The 19,124-nt window shown below is 66.9% G+C and carries 16 protein-coding genes; 8 read left to right on the forward strand and 8 right to left on the reverse strand.

Annotation, left to right across the window (positions count from 1 at the left end; genetic code table 11):
- Positions 1–453: 453 nt before the first annotated feature.
- Together LMA02_RS31060 and LMA02_RS31065 are read left to right on the forward strand one after the other, a co-directional pair.
- Positions 454–1,173 (forward strand): response regulator transcription factor, encoded by a 720-nt coding sequence (locus LMA02_RS31060; RefSeq protein WP_228910525.1) that lies wholly within the window; start codon positions 454–456, stop codon positions 1,171–1,173.
- Complete coding sequence (locus LMA02_RS31065) at positions 1,173–2,666, forward strand: sensor histidine kinase (RefSeq protein ID WP_228910877.1); 1,494 nt, start codon at positions 1,173–1,175, stop codon at positions 2,664–2,666. The genes LMA02_RS31060 and LMA02_RS31065 overlap by 1 nt, the downstream gene beginning before the upstream one ends.
- Before the next feature lie 41 nt (positions 2,667–2,707).
- Here LMA02_RS31065 and LMA02_RS31070 read toward each other — a convergent pair whose 3' ends face one another.
- Positions 2,708–3,808 (reverse strand): AraC family transcriptional regulator, encoded by a 1,101-nt coding sequence (locus tag LMA02_RS31070; protein ID WP_228910526.1) that lies wholly within the window; start codon positions 3,806–3,808, stop codon positions 2,708–2,710.
- Between the two features lie 319 nt (positions 3,809–4,127).
- Between LMA02_RS31070 and LMA02_RS31075 the strand changes: the two genes are divergently transcribed.
- Together LMA02_RS31075 and LMA02_RS31080 are read left to right on the forward strand one after the other, a co-directional pair.
- Positions 4,128–5,762 carry an AMP-binding protein gene (locus LMA02_RS31075; RefSeq protein WP_228910527.1) on the forward strand — a complete coding sequence of 545 codons (1,635 nt, stop codon included), beginning with the start codon at positions 4,128–4,130 and terminating at the stop codon, positions 5,760–5,762.
- Complete coding sequence (locus LMA02_RS31080; RefSeq protein WP_168736142.1) at positions 5,762–6,925, forward strand: AraC family transcriptional regulator; 1,164 nt, start codon at positions 5,762–5,764, stop codon at positions 6,923–6,925. Before LMA02_RS31075 ends, LMA02_RS31080 begins: the two co-directional genes overlap by 1 nt.
- Before the next feature lie 183 nt (positions 6,926–7,108).
- Here the strand turns inward: LMA02_RS31080 and LMA02_RS31085 are convergent, their stop codons facing one another.
- From LMA02_RS31085 to LMA02_RS31105, 5 genes are all read right to left on the reverse strand, one after another.
- On the reverse strand, positions 7,109–8,179 hold the full coding sequence (locus tag LMA02_RS31085; RefSeq protein WP_324251333.1) for an NAD-dependent epimerase/dehydratase family protein: 1,071 nt from the start codon (positions 8,177–8,179) through the stop codon (positions 7,109–7,111).
- A 112-nt stretch (positions 8,180–8,291) separates the two neighbouring features.
- Complete coding sequence (gene pntB / locus LMA02_RS31090) at positions 8,292–9,704, reverse strand: Re/Si-specific NAD(P)(+) transhydrogenase subunit beta (protein ID WP_012371937.1); 1,413 nt, start codon at positions 9,702–9,704, stop codon at positions 8,292–8,294.
- A gap of 13 nt (positions 9,705–9,717) precedes the next feature.
- Entirely contained in the window at positions 9,718–11,319 is a 1,602-nt protein-coding gene (locus LMA02_RS31095) for a Re/Si-specific NAD(P)(+) transhydrogenase subunit alpha (RefSeq protein WP_228910529.1), read from the reverse strand.
- A gap of 554 nt (positions 11,320–11,873) precedes the next feature.
- On the reverse strand, positions 11,874–12,464 hold the full coding sequence (locus tag LMA02_RS31100; protein ID WP_228910530.1) for a dimethylsulfoniopropionate lyase: 591 nt from the start codon (positions 12,462–12,464) through the stop codon (positions 11,874–11,876).
- Between the two features lie 380 nt (positions 12,465–12,844).
- On the reverse strand, positions 12,845–13,786 hold the full coding sequence (locus LMA02_RS31105) for a LysR family transcriptional regulator (protein ID WP_228910531.1): 942 nt from the start codon (positions 13,784–13,786) through the stop codon (positions 12,845–12,847).
- 106 nt (positions 13,787–13,892) lie between these two features.
- Here LMA02_RS31105 and LMA02_RS31110 point away from each other — a divergent pair, with 106 nt between their 5' ends.
- From LMA02_RS31110 to LMA02_RS31120, 3 genes are read left to right on the forward strand one after another with little or no spacing between them, the layout of a single operon-like run.
- Positions 13,893–14,627 (forward strand): SDR family NAD(P)-dependent oxidoreductase, encoded by a 735-nt coding sequence (locus LMA02_RS31110; protein ID WP_228910532.1) that lies wholly within the window; start codon positions 13,893–13,895, stop codon positions 14,625–14,627.
- Between the two features lie 13 nt (positions 14,628–14,640).
- Positions 14,641–15,408, forward strand: coding sequence for an SDR family NAD(P)-dependent oxidoreductase (locus LMA02_RS31115; RefSeq protein WP_228910533.1), 768 nt, complete (start codon positions 14,641–14,643; stop codon positions 15,406–15,408).
- A 27-nt stretch (positions 15,409–15,435) separates the two neighbouring features.
- Entirely contained in the window at positions 15,436–16,032 is a 597-nt protein-coding gene (locus LMA02_RS31120) for an NADPH-dependent F420 reductase (RefSeq protein WP_228910534.1), read from the forward strand.
- Positions 16,033–16,110: 78 nt separating this feature from the next.
- Here the strand turns inward: LMA02_RS31120 and LMA02_RS31125 are convergent, their stop codons facing one another.
- Together LMA02_RS31125 and LMA02_RS31130 are read right to left on the reverse strand one after the other, a co-directional pair.
- Positions 16,111–16,818, reverse strand: a complete 708-nt coding sequence (locus LMA02_RS31125; protein WP_228910535.1) for a pirin family protein — start codon at positions 16,816–16,818, stop codon at positions 16,111–16,113.
- Between the two features lie 74 nt (positions 16,819–16,892).
- Positions 16,893–17,657 (reverse strand): SDR family NAD(P)-dependent oxidoreductase, encoded by a 765-nt coding sequence (locus tag LMA02_RS31130; protein ID WP_175764041.1) that lies wholly within the window; start codon positions 17,655–17,657, stop codon positions 16,893–16,895.
- A 139-nt stretch (positions 17,658–17,796) separates the two neighbouring features.
- On the opposite strand from LMA02_RS31130, the gene LMA02_RS31135 reads away from it, so the two are divergent.
- A complete protein-coding gene (locus LMA02_RS31135) occupies positions 17,797–18,714 on the forward strand; it encodes a LysR family transcriptional regulator (RefSeq protein ID WP_228910536.1) in 918 nt (305 codons plus the stop codon).
- The last annotated feature ends 410 nt before the right edge of the window (positions 18,715–19,124 follow it).

A 19,124-nucleotide genomic window follows, 5' to 3' on the forward strand; every position in this document is an offset into this window, starting at 1 on the left:
CGCGTGCCGAATCGTCCGTCAGAAGCCGAATCGGCGGACGCTCTTCCTGCGGGCCGGGAAAGGCCAACCGGCGCGCTGCTCACGCTGGACGGCGACCGCGTGAGCGGCATGCGTGTCGTCTGACGGCGCGTGTCATCCGGTCCGGCCGGATTGATCCGGCGATGCGGGCACGCGATGGCGCCTTCTCGTCGGCACCCGTGCGCGACCGGGATGACGGCGATCGGGCTCGAGGGGCCGGCCGAACGGGAAACCTGGCGGGCGTTGGCTCACGGCACGGGCGCGATTCAAACTTAAACGAATTGTGACCCCTGCCACCGGCAAAATTTTGCACAATGGCGACAGCGCGGCGTTGCGCCGCGATTCGCCCCGGGCAGGCCGGCTTTCCGGACCCTGGCCGGCCTGAACCGCCGTTCGAGACCGAAGACCGCCGCCGACGTGCCGCCGCCGACCGCCATGGACCACTCCAAACGCATCCTCATCGTCGAAGACGACGCCGACATCGCCGACGTGCTGAGCCTGCACCTGCGCGACGAGCGCTACGAAGTCGTGCACAGCGCGGACGGCACGGAAGGCCTGCGCCTGCTCGAGCAGGGCAACTGGGACGCGCTGATCCTCGACCTGATGCTGCCCGGCGTCGACGGCCTGGAAATCTGCCGGCGCGCCCGCGCGATGGCGCGCTACACGCCGATCATCATCACCAGCGCGCGCTCGAGCGAGGTTCACCGGATCCTCGGCCTCGAGCTCGGCGCCGACGACTATCTGGCGAAACCGTTCTCGGTGCTGGAGCTCGTTGCGCGGGTCAAGGCGCTGCTGCGGCGCGTCGACGCGCTCGCGCGCGATTCGCGGATCGACGCCGGTACGCTCGACGTGGCCGGGCTGTCGATCGACCCGATCGCGCGGGAAGCGAGCGTCGACGGCACGCGCATCGACCTCACGCCGCGCGAATTCGACCTGCTGTATTTCTTCGCGCGGCATCCGGGCAAGGTGTTCTCGCGAATGGACCTGCTGAACGCGGTGTGGGGCTACCAGCACGAAGGCTACGAACACACGGTCAACACCCACATCAACCGGCTGCGCGCGAAGGTCGAGGCCGATCCGGCCGAGCCCGTGCGGATCCTCACCGTGTGGGGACGCGGCTACAAGCTCGCCGCGCCGGACCAGCGGGACACATGATGAAACTCACCCTCACCCAGCGGCTGTCGTGCGTGTTCGCGGTGTTGCTGCTCGCGTGCTCGGGCGCGTCGGCCTGGCTGCAGATCCGTGCGAACGACATGCGCGAGAAGGAAGTCGTGCAGGGCTTGTCGCGCGATCTCGCCGCGCACATCGCGAGCAGCACGCCGCTGATGGACGCGAACGGGCTGCGCCCGGACGCCGTGCGCACGCTGTTCGGCCAGCTGATGGGCGTGAACCCGAGCGTCGAGGTGTACCTGCTCGACAACGCGGGGCGCATCGAGGGCGACGACGCGCCGCCGGGCCACGTGAAGCGCGACCGTGTCGATCTCGCGCCGGTGCAGCGCTTCATCGCGGGCGACCCGCTGCCGATCCTCGGCGACGATCCGCGCAGCCCCGACGCGCGCAAGGTGTTCAGCGCCGCGCCGCTACAGCGCCCGGGACAGCCGCCGTCCGGCTACATCTACGTGGTGCTGCTCGGTGAAGCGCACGACCGGCTGGCCGCGCGCGTCGACGCGGGCAACGTGCTGCGCACGACGCTGTGGTCGATGGCGGTCGTCGCGCTGCTCGGCCTGCTCGCGGGCCTCACCGCGTTCAGCTTCATCACGCGACCGCTGCGCCGGCTGACCGACGCGATGCGCCGCTTCGACGCGAACGGCGCGCCCGATACGCAGCCGCCGGTGCCGCACTCGCCGCCGGGGCGGCGCGGCGACGACATCGCGGTGCTCGAATCCGCGTTCGCGCAGATGGCCGACCGGATCGGCGACCAGTGGCGCGCGCTGACGCGCCAGGACCAGCAGCGGCGCGAACTGATCACGAACATCTCGCACGACCTGCGCACGCCGCTGACGTCGCTGCACGGCTATCTGGAGACGCTGTCGCTGAAGTCCGACACGCTCGCCGAGACCGAGCGCCGCCGCTACCTGTCGATCGCGCTCGCGCAGAGCACGAAGGTCGGCCGGCTCGCGCAGGCGCTGTTCGAACTCGCGCGGCTCGAATCGGGCGGCGTGCAGGCCGAGCGCGAGCCGTTCTCGCTCGTCGATCTCGTGCAGGACGTCTTCCAGAAATTCGAGCTGGCCGCGCAGTCGCGCGGCATCGCGCTGCATGCGCGGATCCCGCCGCGCGTGCCGGTCGTCTCGGCCGATCTCGGGATGATCGAGCGCGTGCTGACCAACCTGCTCGACAACGCATTGCGGCACACGCCGCAGCACGGCGAAGTCGAAGTGGCGCTGACGCCGCAGGACGATCGCGTGGTGGTGACCGTGTCGGATACCGGAGAAGGGATTCCGCAGGCGCGGCGCGAGGGCCTGTTCCAGCGGCCGCAGCGGCCGATGAGCGGCGGCGCGGCGACGAGCGGCGGGCTCGGGCTGCTGATCGTGCACCGGATGCTGGTGCTCAACGGCAGCGGGATCCGGCTCGTCGATCGGGATGGACGCGGCGCGGTGTTCGAGTTCGCGCTGCCGGTCGCGCATCCGGCGCCCGGTGAAACGCGTTGAACCCGCCGGTGCTGAAACCCGGCGGCGATCTGCCCGCGCGTTTACCGGCCGCGCTTGCGCCGCACGTCGCTCGGCGTCGTGCCGGTCCAGCGCTTGAACGCGTGACGGAACCCGACCGCATCGCTGAAGCCGAGCGTCAGCGCGATGTCCTCGGTGCTGAGCGTCGTGGTGCTCAGGTAGTCGATCGCGAGCGCCTTGCGCACGCTCGTCAGCAGCTCGCTGTACGACGTGCCCTCGGCGTCGAGCTTGCGGCGCAGCGTGCGCGACGTCATGCACAGCGTGTCGGCGATCGCGTCGATGTCCGGGAACTGCCCGGGCGTGCGCGTGAGTTCCTGGTACACGCGCCGCGTGACGCCGGCCTGGCTGCGCAGTTCGTCGAGCAGGCGCGCGCAGTGCGACGACACCTGCGCGGCGGTGATCGGGTTCGCGAGCTGCGGCGCGCGTGCGAGCCACGTGGCCGGGTAGCTCAACACATGGTGCGGCTGGTCGAACGCGATCGGGCATTCGAGCGCGTCGGCGAGCTGCGCGGCGTGCGCCGGCCGCGGCTGCGCGAACTGCGCGCGGGCCGGCACGCACCACGCACCCATCACGTCCTTGATGACCGTCACGTGCAGCGCGAACTGCATGTCGATCAGGAAGCGGTACAGCGGCAGGTCCGGCTCGGGCAGCGCGGCTTCGTGCGGATCCGGGAACAGCCACGACGCGGTGTCGCCCTGTTCGACCCAGCGGATCGCGAGCATCCCGTTCGCGAGCTGGTGATATTTGACGGCCGAATCGAACGCATGCGCGAGCGATTCCGAGCACAGCATCGCGTAGCCGTACATCCCGTAGCTCGACGCATGCAGCCGGCGGCCGACGCGCACGCCGAGATCGGTGCCGTCGTAGCGGCCGAGCGCATTGCGCGCGGCGGTCAGGAACTGCCGCGACGATGTGAGCGTGAACGGATCGGTGACGGCGTCCGGCGACAGGCCGGTGCCGTCCAGCACGGCGGCCGGATCGAGGCCGAGTTCCTGGGCGACGCCGACGAGCACGGCCAGCTTGGCCGGCGAGAAGCGCTTCTCGCGCGACGCCTGGGCGGGCGGGGCGTCCGGCAGCGAGGCGGGGCCGGTGGCTGTCGGTTTCAAGAGCGCGCTGCGCGGCATGGCGGGTTGTGCGTCCGATTCGATATCGTTCCGGTTCGCGATTCTGCGCCGGAACGCGCGCGGGTGCCATAGGGTTCACCCTGACGCGCAGGGGTATGCACCGACGGACACGGCATGACCGATGCACGGGCGCAAGCGGCGACAGGCGGGCCGCCGCGCGCCCGCGTGTCCGTTTCGATCATCTTTTCGACCGCCCGGATCATTTTCAAAGCCGTGTCGGCAGGCGATAGTCGCCGGTCAGGCGGCGGCTTTGGCCCATACGGTGCGCGGGCCGCTGTGCGAACGGCGCTGCCCGGCGCCGTCCCCCGAGGAGCAGAACATGACGAAGAGACACTGGATCGGCTCGTATGGCTCGATCCCCGCCGAGATCGATGCCGATCGCCATCCTTCCGTAACCGCGCTGCTGGACGACGCGATGCGCCGCTTCGCGGAGCGCCCCGCGTTCCGCGGGTTCGGCCGCACGCTCAGCTACGCCGACATCGACCGCCTGTCGACCGCGCTGGCCGCGTACCTGCAGCAGGTCGCGGGCGTACGCAAGGGCGACCGCGTGGCCGTGATGCTGCCCAACGTGCTCGCCTTTCCGGTGGTGTTCGTCGCGCTCGCGCGGATCGGCGCGATCCAGGTCAACGTGAATCCGCTCTACACCGCGCACGAGCTCGAACATCAGCTCAACGACGCGGGCGTCGAAGTGGCCGTGGTATGCGGCGGATCGATGGGCACGTTCGCCGACGTGGTCGGCAGGACGCGCATACGAACCGTGCTGAGCGTGGGCCGCGGCGATCTCGGCGTCGTCGATGCGCCGGCCGGCGCGTGCGACGCGCTGCCGCCCGGCTCGATCGCACTCGCGCATGCGCTTGCCGCGGGCGAATCGCTCGCGGTCGAGCCGGTCGCGCTTGGCGGCGACGATCTGCTGCTGCTGCAGTACACGGGCGGCACGACCGGGCTGTCGAAGGGCGCCGCGCTGTCGCATCGCAATCTGGTCGCGAACATCGAGCAGTTCGGCGCGATCGTGCCGGATTCGCGGCGGCCGGGCGAGGAGGTCATCGTCACGGCGATCCCGCTGTATCACATCTTCGCGCTGACGGTGAACTTCCTGTCCTACTTCGCGATCGGCGCGGAGAACTGGCTCGTCGCGAATCCGCGCGACATGGACGGCTTCATCGACGTGCTGAAGGCCGCGCGACCGTCGGTGTTCGTCGGCGTCAATACGCTGTATGCGGGGCTCGCCGGCCATCCGCGGCTGAACGAAGTCGACTGGTCGCGGCTGAAGCTGTCGGCCGGCGGCGGCGCGGCGGTGATCGACGTGATCTCCGCGCGCTGGAAGGCGGTCACAGGCAACTTCATTCGCGAAGGGTACGGGCTGTCGGAGACGTCGCCGGTGGTCACGTTCAACCCGCAGTCGATCGACGTGTTCACGGGCACGACGGGCCTGCCGCTGCCGTCGACCGACGTGAAGCTGCTGGACGACCAGGATCGCGAGGTGGCGATCGGCGAAGCGGGCGAGATCTGCGTGCAGGGGCCGCAGGTGATGGGCGGCTACTGGCAGAAGCCGGAGGCGAACGCGGCCGCGTTTACCGCGGACGGCTACTTCCGCACCGGCGACATTGGCGTGTTCGATGCGGCCGGCTTCCTGAAGATCGTCGACCGCAAGAAGGACATGATCATCGTGTCGGGCTTCAACGTGTACCCGAACGAGGTGGAAGCGGTGGCGACCGCGCTGGCGGGCGTCGCCGAATGCGCGTGCATCGGCGTGCCGGACGAGCGCACCGGCGAGGCCGTCAAGCTGTTCGTGGTGCCCGCGCCGGACGCGGCCTTGACCGACGCGCAGATCGTCGCGCATTGCCGCGCGAACCTCGCCGCCTACAAGGTGCCGAAGCTGATCCGCCTGGTCGACCGGCTGCCGAAGTCGACAGTCGGCAAGATCCTGCGCCGGGAACTCAGCCGCGCGGACTGATGGCGCCGACGCGCCGCGCGGCTGCCGACGTGCGGGCCGGCGTGCCGGCGAAAGCCCCGACAGTCCGGTCCGGGCCGCTCAAGTACAATGCGGGCGGTTCGACCGACGGGGACGCGATGACCGGTTCAGACTCACCTTCCGCCCAGCCCGGGCGTGCGCTGCCGTCGCCGAGCGCGACGGTGCCGATCTCGCTCGTCAACGGTTTTCTGGCGAGCGCGGGTGCGCAGCGCGACGTGGTCGAGCGCTACCTGCGCGGGGCCGGCATCCCGCTCGAGCTGCTCGGCGAGCCGCATGCGCGCGTGACGGAAGAGCAGTTCTCGACGCTGTACCGCACGCTCGCGATCGACCTCGACGACGAGATGCCGGGCATCTTCTCGCGCCCGTTGCGCGGCGGCACGCTGAAGTACCTGTGCCTGAGCCTGCTCGATGCGCGCAACCTCGAAACGGCGCTGCATCGTTTCGGCCAGTTCTTCCATATCCTGCTCGACGACTTCTTCGTCGAATCGAAGCGCGATGGCCTCGTCGCGCAGGTGCTGCTGCGGCCGAACCCGGCCGTCGGCCCGATCGGTGCGCTCGGCCAGGAGCTGATGCTCAAGCTCGTGCACGGCGTGTGTTCCTGGTTGATCGGGCAGAAGATCCCGCTGCTGCAGATCGAGCTCGCGTGTCCGCGGCCGCGCCATGCGGTCGAACACCTGTACTTCTTCTCCGGCTCCGTGCAGTTCGACTGCGAACGCACGCTGATGCGCTTCAGCGCCGACTACCTTGACGCGCCGATCCGGCAGAGCAAGCGCAACCTGCGCAAGTTCCTCGCGCGCGCGCCGGGCGACTGGATCTTCGAATCGTTCAGCGAACAGCTCGTGTGCCATCGCGTGCGGCAATACCTGTCGGCGGCGCTGCCCGACCTGCCGGTGATCGACGAGGCGGCCGAGCATCTGCATTGCTCGGTGCGCACGCTGAGCCGCCATCTGGCCGCCGAAGGCACGACGTTCCAGGCGCTCAAGGATGAACTGCGGCGCGACATCGCGATCCAGCGGCTCACCGACACGCTCGACACGATCGCGGCGATCGGCGCCGATATCGGCTTCGACGATCCGAGCGCGTTTCATCGCGCATTCCGGCACTGGACGGGGAGTACGCCGGGGACTTACCGGCGCCGCGCGTAGCGCGGTTTTTTCAAACCCGCTCCCATAACCGGCATCCTTCGTGCGATCCCATGGACGGCTCCCGTTGGCGCGCGAGTCTAGGTGCCTCCGGCGTGCGCCACATGCGGAAATACCCGGCGCGCGGCAGCCGTTCGTCGATGCGCACGCCAAGGCCGACCGGCATGACCTGTCGGCCCGGTGAAATCACGAAGCGCTTCCTCGCCGCAGCTGTCCTGTTTCGATCAGCTGCTGAAAGAAGTCGTTCATCGACTCGGCGAGCGGGCGGTAGTGGATCCCGAGTTCGTGGCGGCTGCGGGCATTGTCGGCGCGCCACGGCAGTCCGACGTTGCGGGCGACGACGCGGCGCGTCACGCCCTTGTTCACCAGCGGGCCGATCGACCACACGAGCCATTTGGGCAGGATGCGCCGCGGGATCGGGTAGTCGGCGCCATACCGTTCAAGCAGCGTCGCCGCCATCGCCGGCAGGCTCGTGTTGTGACCCGACACGATGTAGCGGCCGTTCGCGTCCGGCAGGAACGCGGCCCGCAGGTGCGCGTCGGCGACATCGCGGACGTCGACCGCGCCCATGCCGAGATCCGGCACGCCCATTTTCATCGTGCCGTCGCCCATCTGCCGGACGATCTCGAAGCTCTCCGACGTCGCGTACGGATTGATGCCCGGCCCGATGACGAGCGACGGATTGATGGTCACGAGACGCCAGCGCTGCTGCGCGCCGGCGATCTGCCACGCTTCGCGCTCGGCCACCGTCTTCGAATACGAATACGGCTGGTGCGTCAGCGACGAACTGGTATTCCAGTTCGCCTCGGTGAACACGCCGTTCGGCACCGCGTCGAGGTCGGCGTTGTCGCCGTAGATCGCGGCGCAGCTGCTGGTCAGCACGACGCGCTGGACCGACGGCGTGCGGTTCACCGTGTCGAGCACGTTGCGCGTGCCGAGCAGCGCCGGGTCGACCAGTTCTTTCTGAGGATCACGAACCGAGATGGTGAACGGCGACGCGGTATGGAACACGGTCCCGCAACCGGCCATCGCGTCCGCATACGAGCCCGGTTCGAGCAGGTCGGCGCGGAAATAGCGGATCGTGCCGGGCTGGCCGGCCGCGATGCGCTGCAGATACTTGAGCTTGTCGGGATCGTCGGGATTGCGAACGGCCGCATGCACCGTCACGCCGGCTTCGAGCAACCGTTGCACGAGCCAGCCCGCGACGTAGCCGGTTGCGCCGGTCACCATCACCGGCAGGTCGGTATCGATATTCATCATCTTGGGTTCCGTGACGGACGATGTCGAACATGATGCCGCCTTGTTGCCGCCTGGGGAGGCGGCGCGGCGCGGGAGCGGCTGGCTGCCCGCTCCGCGCGCGAGGCCGCACTCAGGCTTTCAGTGCGCCGAAGATTTCAGTGAGCATCGACTTCGCGTCCCCGAACAACATGCGGTTGTTGTCCTTGTAGAACAGCGGATTGTCGACGCCCGCATAGCCGGACGCCATGCTGCGCTTCATCACGATCGACGTCTTCGCCTTCCACACTTCCAGCACCGGCATGCCGGCGATCGGGCTCGACGGGTCGTCCTGCGCGGCGGGGTTCACGATGTCGTTCGCGCCGATCACCATCGACACGTCGGCCTCGGGGAAGTCGCCGTTGATCTCGTCCATTTCGAGCACGATGTCGTACGGCACCTTCGCTTCGGCCAGCAGCACGTTCATGTGTCCCGGCATGCGGCCCGCGACCGGATGAATCGCGAAACGCACGTCCACACCCTTTTCGCGCAGCAGCTTCGTCAGTTCGAACACCGTGTGCTGGGCTTGCGCGACAGCCATCCCGTAGCCCGGCACGATGATCACGCGCTTCGCTTCGCGCAGCAGCTCGGCCGTTTCCATCGCGCTCACCGCGACCGCCTCGCCGGCCGGCTGCGCGGCGCCGCCGGCGGCCGCCGGTGCGCCCGCGCCGCTGCCGAAGCCGCCCGCGATCACGCTGATGAAGTTGCGGTTCATCGCGCGGCACATGATGTACGACAGGATCGCACCGGACGAGCCGACCAGCGCGCCGATCACGATCAGCAGGTCGTTGCCGAGCATGAAGCCGGTGGCTGCCGCGGCCCACCCCGAGTAGCTGTTGAGCATCGACACCACGACCGGCATGTCCGCGCCGCCGATCGCCATCACCATGTGCACGCCGAACAGCAGCGAGAGCACCGTCATCACGAGGAGCGGCAGCATGCCGTCCTGGATGGTTTCCGCATGCAGGAACGCGCGGCCGTAGTAGATCACGATCAGCAGCGCGGCCAGGTTCAGCCAGTGCCGTGCCGGCAGCAGCAGTGGCTTGCCGCCGATCTTGCCGGACAGCTTGCCGAACGCGATGATCGAGCCCGCGAAGGTGACCGCGCCGATCAGGATGCCGACGTAGATCTCCACTTCATGGATCGCCTTCTCGGCGCCGGTGAGCTGCAGCGACGTATCGATATAGCTCGCGAAACCGACCAGGCAGGCCGCGAGACCGACCAGGCTGTGCATCAGCGCGACCAGTTCCGGCATCTGCGTCATCTGCACCTTCTTCGCGGCGTACAGGCCGACGGCACCGCCGACGACCAGCGCGGCGATCACGTACGGAATGCCCGCGGCCGACACGCGCGGGCCGGCCACGGTGGCCAGCACGGCGATCAGCATGCCGATCATGCCGAGCAGGTTGCCGCGCCGCGCGGTCTCGGGATTGGCCAGGCCGCCGAGGCTGAGGATGAACAGGATCGCGGCGCCGATATAGGAGACGGTAGTCAGGTTGGAAGTCATTGTTGTCGTCCCCTTATTTGCGGAACATCGCCAGCATGCGACGCGTCACCGCGAAGCCGCCGAACATGTTGACGGCCGTGAGCGTCAGCGCGCCCACCGCGAGACCCAGGATCAGCCCGGACGGACGGTCGCCGGCATTGGCCAGCTCGCCCAGCGGCGGCGCGACCTGCACGAGCGCGCCGATCGCGATGATCGATGAGATCGCGTTGGTCACGCTCATCAGCGGCGTGTGCAGCGACGGCGTGACGTTCCAGATCACCATGTAGCCGACGAAGCACGCGAGCACGAACACCGTGAAGTGCGACAGGAAGCTGGCCGGCGCGAACTGGCCGACCAGCAGGAACGCCAGTGCGCCGATCGCGAACACGATCGCGAGCGCCTTGGCCGACATCGGCTCGCCGCTGTGGCCGTGGCCCTTGGACTTCGCCGGTGCGGCCGCGGCAGGGGCGGCCGCCGGGGGCTTGGGTGCGACGACCGCCTGCTTGATCGGCGGCGGCGGCCAGGTGATGTTGCCTTCCTTGATGACGGTGAGGCCGCGGATCGCGTCGTCGTCGAAGTCGACGTTGATCGTGCCGTCCTTGGCCTTGCACAGCTCCTCGATCACGCGCAGCAGGTTGGTGCCGTACAGCGTGGACGCCTGCCGCGACAGGCGCGATGCGAGATCCGTATAGCCGACGATGGTCACGCCGTGGCGCACGACCGCCTCGCCGGGCACCGTGAGTTCGCAGTTGCCGCCCTGTTCGGCGGCCATGTCGACGATCACGCTGCCGGGCTTCATCGACTGCACCATCTCGGCGGTGATCAGCTTCGGCGCCGGCTTGCCGGGGATCAGCGCGGTCGTGATGATGATGTCGGCGTCCTTGGCCTGCTGCGCGTACATCGCGCGCTGCGCCTGCTGGAAGCCTTCGCTCATCACCTTCGCGTAACCGCCGCCGCCCGAGCCTTCCTCTTCATAGTCGACCTTGACGAACTCGCCGCCCAGCGACTTGACCTGATCGGCCACCTCGGCGCGCGTGTCGTTCGCGCGCACGATCGCGCCGAGACTCGCGGCCGTGCCGATCGCGGCGAGGCCCGCGACGCCGGCACCGGCGATGAAGACCTTGGCCGGCGGGACCTTGCCGGCCGCCGTGACCTGGCCGTTCAGGAAGCGGCCGAACGCATGCGCGGCCTCGATCACCGCGCGGTAGCCGCTGATGCCGGCCATCGACGTGAGCGCGTCCATCTTCTGCGCGCGCGACAGCGTGCGCGGCAGCGAATCGATCGCGAGCACCGTCGCGCGTTTCGCGGCCAGCTGCTGCATCAGTTCGGGATTCTGCGCCGGCCACACGAAGCCGATCAGCGTGCCGCCCTCGCGCATCAGCGCGACTTCGTCGGCACTCGGCGGGCGCACCTTGAACACGATGTCGCTGCCGGACCAGAGCTCGGCCGCCGAGGCGGCGATGCTCGCGCCGGCCGCGCGGTACGCATCGTCGTCAAAATTCGCGCCGGCGCCGGCGCCGCTTTGCACGGCCACCGAAAACCCCAGCTTGATCAGTTTCTCGACCACTTCGGGTACGGTCGCAACGCGCCGTTCGCCAGTGGCTGTCTCCAGAGGAATCCCAATCTGTAGTGTCATAGTGTGAAAGATGGGTGATGGCCATTGCATTGCGCGCGGGCCGGTGCGTCAAGGTAACAGAATCATGTGCTTGTTTAGTGGCGCGCGCGACGGCTTGCGTTTAAAAAAGAACGATCGTTCGCTGAGCGCGAATAGAGTATGCCTCATAACGACGGCGCGATCGAGGCGGAGCGCATCGAGCGCGCGTTCCGTTCTACTGTTGCGTTTTATCCACGCGCGAGCAATATCGCGTCGGCCGAACGGGTGTTGACGAGCCAGGCTCGCTGCCGCTTTCGCGGTGCGGCGTGGTGGCTCGAGCCGGCCTGTGTGCGGCGGCACCGGACGGGTTTTTCCCATAACCGGGTTCCTTTGCCGGTTCCCATGGCCGGCTCCCCTCGGCGGTCCTCGGCGTGGAATCGTTCACATGTTCGCCGGAGAAAATCTGGTCGACCCCGAAACGCATATGCGCCTTTCAATAGCGGCCTGAAGCGATCCCGACCGGCCGGTAGGCCAATGGCTGACCGCTGACCGCTGACCGCAGGCGGCGCCGTCGGCACATCGCGTCGCTCGTCAGATCAATTCAGCAGGCACCAGATCGCGAGGAACGGCGCGTCGCCGGAGCGCATCGCATGCAGCGCTCCCGGCGGGTTGTGGATGCCGCCGCCTATGCCGGGATCGAACCACGCGCCGTTTTGCTGCCGGAATTCGCCTGCGGTCATCAGCACGTACGCTTCCTCCGGCGCGTGACCATGATCCGGATATCTGACATTGGGCATCATCAACGAGAAGCCGAGCTGGATGTCGTCGCGGCTCTCCGCGCCGCCGGGCCCGCAGATCATCCCGTTCACGTGCCCGTCGATATAGTTCGGACTGCCGTCCTTTCCCGACGTGCGACGCGACCATCCGATCACGGGCTCGAGCGACTTGATCAGCTGCGCGACGGTGACGAACGTCGGGTCGACGCGCGCGACCGACTCGAGCGCTGGGTCGAGCCATTCGCATGCGGGGTATCGCACCGCGAGCCGTTTGCCGTCATCCGACGGCTGCTGCAACCGGGCGAATACTCGCGGCGCGAACGCGCGCGCGGCAGGGGGAAGCTTGTCCGACTGGAACAGTCCGGCGGCGATCCGGACGAAATCCGCGATGGGCTTCGGGCGTTCATTCATCTTCGTCGCTGCTCCCGGTCATGTGGCCTGATCAGATGAAAGTCTACGCAGAAACGCGCGGGCCCGGACGGCGAAAAAGGTCGACCGATTTGGCGCCGGCCGCCATGCAGTGGGTTCTTTGCGGATTTCCGTGGGGCGGCCCGGTGAACCATGTTGATGCCAATGGTCGCATTCCGGATTCAAGCAGCCCACTGCTCAGACCGCGATCATTGTGTCACCGCCTCTGTTCCTGAAACACGCGTCGAGATGCGATCGCGAGGAACCTGCGACGAATGGCAGCGTGGTTGATGCCGGTTTGCCAGGCAGTAGAAGCAGCCGCAACATGACGGATTCGGCCGGTGCACACGTCGCGGTTCGCGCAGCGTCGCCGGGCAAATCCGTCAGCGACCGCGCGTCACGCCGACCTTGGCCTTGCCACCCTTCGGGACGGGATGACGATGGCCAAGGAGTTCGACCAGCCGTGTCTCGCTTTCGGAAAACGAGTAGCCGCGCCGCTGGGAGATCATGAACGTGAGGGCGCGCATGTGCCACGCGCGCCGTTGGAGTTCGACAAGTAATCCCTTCGCGAGGTCTTCCTCGACCAGATGGCGCGGCATGTGCCCCCAGCACAAGCCTCCCCTGAGCAGATCGTGCTTCGCGCCGAGATCATTCACCCACCACTGGCGTTCACCGGCGACCCCCTGTTGGGTCTTTTCCGCATCGGGCTGATTGTCCGTCACGACGAGCTGGATGTGCCGGCCAAATTCCTCCCGCGGAATCGGCCCCATGATTGCGGCCAGCGGATGCGACGGCGCACAGACGGTCACCATTTGCGCGTCACATAAATGCTGCCGCTCGATGGAGCCTTGGCTCAGCTCGGGCACATCCGTGATCGTTACCGCCAATGCGCACGTGCCGTCGAGCACCAGGCGCTCGCCGCCCTGCATGGTCGTCATGCGCAGATTGATCGCGACCGTCGGAAAGTCCGCTTGCAGGGTGCGCAGGCATTCGATCAGGTGCGCACGCGGAAAATAGGTATCCACGGCGACCGAGACCTGCGGAACACCGGCTTCAGCAATCGCCACCGCGCGCATCTTCATTTCCTCGGTGCGCGCAATCACCCCCCGCGCATCCGGCAGGAGGCTGCGGCCTGCTGCCGTGAGCGTCGCTTTGCGCGTGTTTCGCTCGAACAGCATCACGTCAAAGGCATTCTCGAGCGCGTTGATCGCGTGACTGATCGCCGACTGCGCCCGCCTCAGTTCTCTTGCCGCCCCGGAAAAGCTTCCCTGGTCACACACGGCGACGAAGGCCCGAAGTTGATTGATGGTGACGTTGTCCAGCATATCTATCTAGAAAGTAGATGGTATTTATAGATATTCAGTCAATTGGCTTCATGAATCAAGAGCCCCAGAATCAAGTTTCTCGCTTTTGTTTCGAAGGGTGCATGACATGAACAGACTGAATGGAAAGACCGCCGTGATCACCGGTGGCGCTACCGGCATCGGCCGCGCCGCGGCACGACGCTTCATTGAAGAGGGCGCCTTCGTCTTCATCTTCGGCCGCCGGCAGGAAGCGCTCGACGCTGCGGTGGCCGAGCTTGGGCCCCATGCCCGCGCGGTGAAGGGCTCGGTGTGCGATCCGACCGACCTCGACCGACTCTACGCGGCGGTCAAGGCGGAGCGCGGAACCCTCGACGTCGTCTTCGCCAACGCCGGGGCGGGAAGCCCGCTGCCTCTCGGCCAGATCACCGCCGAGCACATTGACGACACCTTCGACACCAATGTGAAGGGGACGATCTTTACGGTCCAGAAGGCGCTGCCGCTGATGGGCGCGGGCGGTTCGATCATCCTGACCGGATCGAGCGCCGGCACCACGGGAGCGCCGGGGTTCACGGCCTACAGCGCGAGCAAGGCAGCAGTGCGCAACCTCGCGCGGACTTGGGCGGAGGACCTGAAGGGCACCGGCATCCGGGTAAACGTACTGTCGCCCGGGGCGACGGCGACCGAACTGGCCAAGGAAGCGCTGGGCGAAGAGGGGCAGAAGGCCTACGGGGCGATGACCCCGCTCCAGCGTATGGCCGATCCGGCCGAGATCGGCGCGGTGGCGGCCTTTCTTGCGTCGTCGGACAGCAGCTTCATGACCGCCAGCGAGGTCGCCGTTGACGGTGGCCTGGCACAACTCTGAGGAGAAGGATCAAATGACTCAATCCCTGAAGGGCAAAACAGCACTCGTGACCGGGGCATCGCGGGGCATTGGCCGCGCCATCGCCGAACGCCTTGCAAAGGACGGTGCGACCGTCGCGCTCACCTACAACGCCAGCAAATCCGGCGCGGACGAAGCAATTGCAGCCATCGAGAAAGCGGGAGGCACCGCGTTCGCGATCCACGCGGATCTCGTTGAGCCGGCGACCGTCCCGGCTTTGTTCGAGAGACTCGACGACGAGTTTACCCAGCGGAACGGCAGCCGAGCGCTCGACATTCTGGTCAACAACGCCGGCAATACCGGCTGGCTTGGCTTCAAGGACGCAACGCCGGAAAGCTGGGACACGCTGATGGCCGTCTACGCCCGCGCGCCGTTCTTCATCATTCAGGCCGCGCTGGATCGTCTCGCCGATGGTGCATGCATCATCAACATTTCTTCCGCTGCCGCCACGAAGCCCGTGACCGCAGCGCCCGTCTACTCAATGGCGAAAGCCGCCATCAATACGCTGACCCATACGCTCGCCATCGAGCTGGGGCCGCGTGGCATCACCGCGAACGCCGTTGCGCCGGGCTTCACGCGAACGGATGCGAACGCCGCCTTTCGGGAGAATCCCGAACTCGTCAAGGCGGCCGAGGCCCAAATCGCGTTGGGCCGCTTTGGCGAACCTTCGGAAATCGCCGCCGTCGTGGCGTTCCTGGCCTCCGATGATGGCCATTGGGTGACCGGCCAGACGATTGAAGCGAGCGGCGGTTACAAGCTCTGACTGCGCCGAGAAACGAAGGAGAAGCATATGCGTTACGCAATCATTGGCTTCGGCAAGATCGGCCACGCACTTGCCAGGGCGTTCGCCCGCAACGGCATCGAAGTGGCCGTTGCAACCACGCGCGACCCGGAACGCTTTGCGGCCGATGCGGCCGCGATCGGCCCCACGATCATTCCCAAAACCCTGGCGGAAGCCGTCAAGGCGGACATCATCTTTCTGGCTGTCCGTTTCGAGTCGCACCCGGAGGTCGCAAAAGCGCTGCCCGACTGGAAGGGGAAGACCGTGATCGACGCGATGAACACGCAGGCCCCGCTCGAGGAACTGCGCGGTCTTCCGTCCTCTGCTTTCGTCGCGAACGCGTTCAGCGGAGCCAGGCTGGTGAAAGGCTTCAATCATCTGGTTGCCGCCGTCCTCGGCCAGGACCCGGCCATACATGGGGGCAGGAGGGTCGTGTTCCTGGCGAGCGACGATGACGGCGCCGCAGCGGAGATTGGCGCGCTTGCGGAAAAACTCGGTTTCGCGCCGATCAAACTCGGTGGGCTTTCGGACGGTGGACTGCTTGTGCACGCGCGCGGAAATAACTGGGGACAACTGATCTTCAAGGACTTGATCACGTTCGACTGAGGACCAACCGTTTTCCGGATATTTCCGCCGGAAATGACACTGAACGCTGGCGCGGCGCGCGCTGATGAAGCACCTGTCCTAGCACAAGAGTTCGACAATCACGACATCCGTGTCGTCTTTCGCTCTCAACGTAACGCACGTTTCATCGCGTATGGTGATGCCGTCGCGTCGCGCCAGCGTGATGTGCCCCACGTCCACTCGCCCATGTTCCACAACCAGATAGGCAGAACCGGACAGCGGCAAAACGTGCTGCATCGCCGTGCCTGCGCGCAGCGTCGCGATACGCATCCGTGCGTCGGCGTGAATGGGTAATGCGCCGGCGCGGACATCCTCCGGATCGCCACTCGCCAGCGTAACGAATCGGCTCTCGCGACATCCGAGCGAACAGACGCGCGTCGCGCAGCGCGACGTACTGGCCTGTGTGCGCGGATGTAGCCGTATCTGGAATTGCCGCGCGGGTACATTTTCCTCGTTGCGCTCTGCGCAATGGATCGCCGCGCCGGCACTCATCACATGGACGGAATTGGCGACCAGGCGCGCGCGATTGCCCGCGTCGTCTTCGTGCGTGATTGCGCCGGAACGTACCCACGTGACGATCTCGACGTCGCGGTGAGCACGCAGACCGAAGCCCGAGTGCGGCGCGAACTCGACGTCGTTCCACACGAGGAGCGGGCCGAGCGGCGCTTCTCCGGCGTGCCCGGATTCGCTCACGCGGAAATGCTGGCGGACGTCGACACCGCCGCGCCGGATCGCGGCAAGCGCAAGAAAAGCGCGTCGTTCAATCATGACGGGACTCGGTACGCGTAGGCCGGGCGCGGCGTGCGATCGTCGAAGACGCGTCCACCGCACCCGAGCCACGCTCAGATCTGTTGCTGGCCGCCATCGACAAACAATTCGATGCCGTTCACGAAGCTCGCGTCGTCCGAGGCCAGGAACAGCGCCGCGCTCGCGATCTCGCCCGGCTCGCCAAGGCGCCCCATCGGGATCTGGGCAGCCAGGTAATCGGCAAGCCCCTGGCGCTGAGTCGCATCGTCACCGGCGAGATCGAGCAGGCCGGGCGTGCGCGTCGCGCCCGGGCTGATCGTGTTCACGCGGACATGGCGCTCCTTGAGGTCGAGAATCCAGCTGCGTGCAAAGGCACGCACTGCCGCCTTCGAAGCCGAATACACGCTGAACGCAGCGGTACCCGCGCTGCCCGCGGTCGAGCCGGTCAAAATCACCGAGGCGCCATCGGCGAGCAGCGGCAGTGCCTTCTGCACCGTGAACAGCACGCCCTTCACGTTGCGGTCGAAGGTTTCGTCGTAGTGCACCTCGGTAATGCTGCCAAGCGGGAGCATCGAACCGCCGCCGGCGTTCACGAACAGCACGTCCAGGCGCCCGTGCTCTTTCTTGATTTGCTCATACAGCGCGTCAAGCTCATCGAGCCGGGTGGAATCAGACCGTACGCCGGTCGCCTTTCCGCCAGCTTCGAGAATGCCCGTCACGGCGGCATCGAGTTCGACCTGGCGCCGGCCCGTGAGATAAACGTGCGCACCTTCGGCCGCGAAACGTTGGGCGGTGGCAAGACCGATGCCGCTGGTTGCGCCGGTGACGAGTGCGATCTTGTTGTCGAGTTTGCGTGCCATGGTATTGCTCCTTTCGTTAGGTCAGGGGTGTTCGCGACGCTGTTGCGTGCTGCGATGTGAGGAGAATATCGACGGCTCGATCATTTCGAAATAGAATTAATCGCAATCAAACGTTGCAGATATGCAAAGATGAGGAGAAATGGCGCAACTGCCTGATTTCGAGGGGCTCGCGATGTTCGCGAAGGTGGCCGAGCACGGGTCGTTTGCGGCTGCCGCGCGCGCGACCGGGGTGTCCGTCGCCACCGTTTCGCGCGGTGTGGCCCGTCTGGAGGACCGGCTAGGCGCGCGACTTTTCAATCGCACGTCGCGCCAGCTCTCTCTCACCGAGTTCGGTCGGACGATCAGCGAGCAAGCCGGCGAGATCTATCGCCAGGCCGAGGAGGCGGAAAGCTCGGCGCGCGAGATGTCGGTGCAGCCCCGTGGGCTGGTGCGTCTGGCTGTGCCGATGTCGTTCGGGCTGCGCTGGGTCGCGCCGTTGCTGCCGGGCTTCTTTCGCGCCTATCCGGAGGTGTCGATCGACCTGCATTTATCGGATGCGTCGGTCGATCTGATCGCCGATGGATTTGACGCCGCGTTGCGTATCGCCGCGCTGCCGGATTCGTCGCTGGTTGCGCGGCGGCTGTGCGCCGTCACGCAATTCGTGGTGGCGTCGCCGGAATATTTGCGGCGCGAAGGGCGGCCCACGCATCCGCGCGAGCTGGCGGATCGTCCTTGCCTCTCGTACGCGTATCGCGCGCGCAGCGCCGTATGGCGCTTCACGAACGACGTGGGCGACGAGGAGCCGATCATGCCGACGGGCCCGCTGCGGGTAACGAACGCCGATGCGCTGTTGCCCACGCTGCTCGATGGCCTGGCGATCGCCGAGCTGCCTGAGTTCATCGCGGGCGAATATCTGGCCGACGGCCGTCTGGAGGCGATCCTCACCGACTGGTCGCTGACGAAGGGCGGTCTTTATTTCGTTACGCCGTCGGCGCGGGCGCGCGCCGCGAAGGTGACGGCGCTGTCCGACTACTTCGCCGAACATCTGAGCGATCCAGTCTGGCGATGGCCGAAGTGACGTTGCGGCAGGCGGTCTGGTCAAGCGCTTCATTGCATTCATGCAACGATAGCGAAGCCGACACAATCGATCGCGCAACCGACAGTCGACAGCCGACTTCCGGTTCGCCGATCAGGTCGACCGGGGAGGGGGCTCCCTCCGCGCGAGTTCGCGTTTCTCCGGACGGTCGGTACCGAACGGAGCCGGAATCGGCCGGTTCGAGCACTCCGACCCCGCTAGCGCGCGCTGCGGCGGCACGCCAATTGGCCGCTATCTCTCCGAAAATCGACACCCGCCAAGCCGCTCCGGGCCGGCCGCTTCCGGCATCGCCCCGCGCATCCCGTGGCCGGTTTTGTCACCATGTGGGCCGGATATGACAATGGGAAACCGCCGGTGCGGCAGTACGATGGGTCACGACGTCGCCTGGCGCT

It is taken from the genome of Burkholderia sp. B21-005, from assembly GCF_020843965.1.
Lineage (GTDB): Bacteria > Pseudomonadota > Gammaproteobacteria > Burkholderiales > Burkholderiaceae > Burkholderia > Burkholderia ambifaria.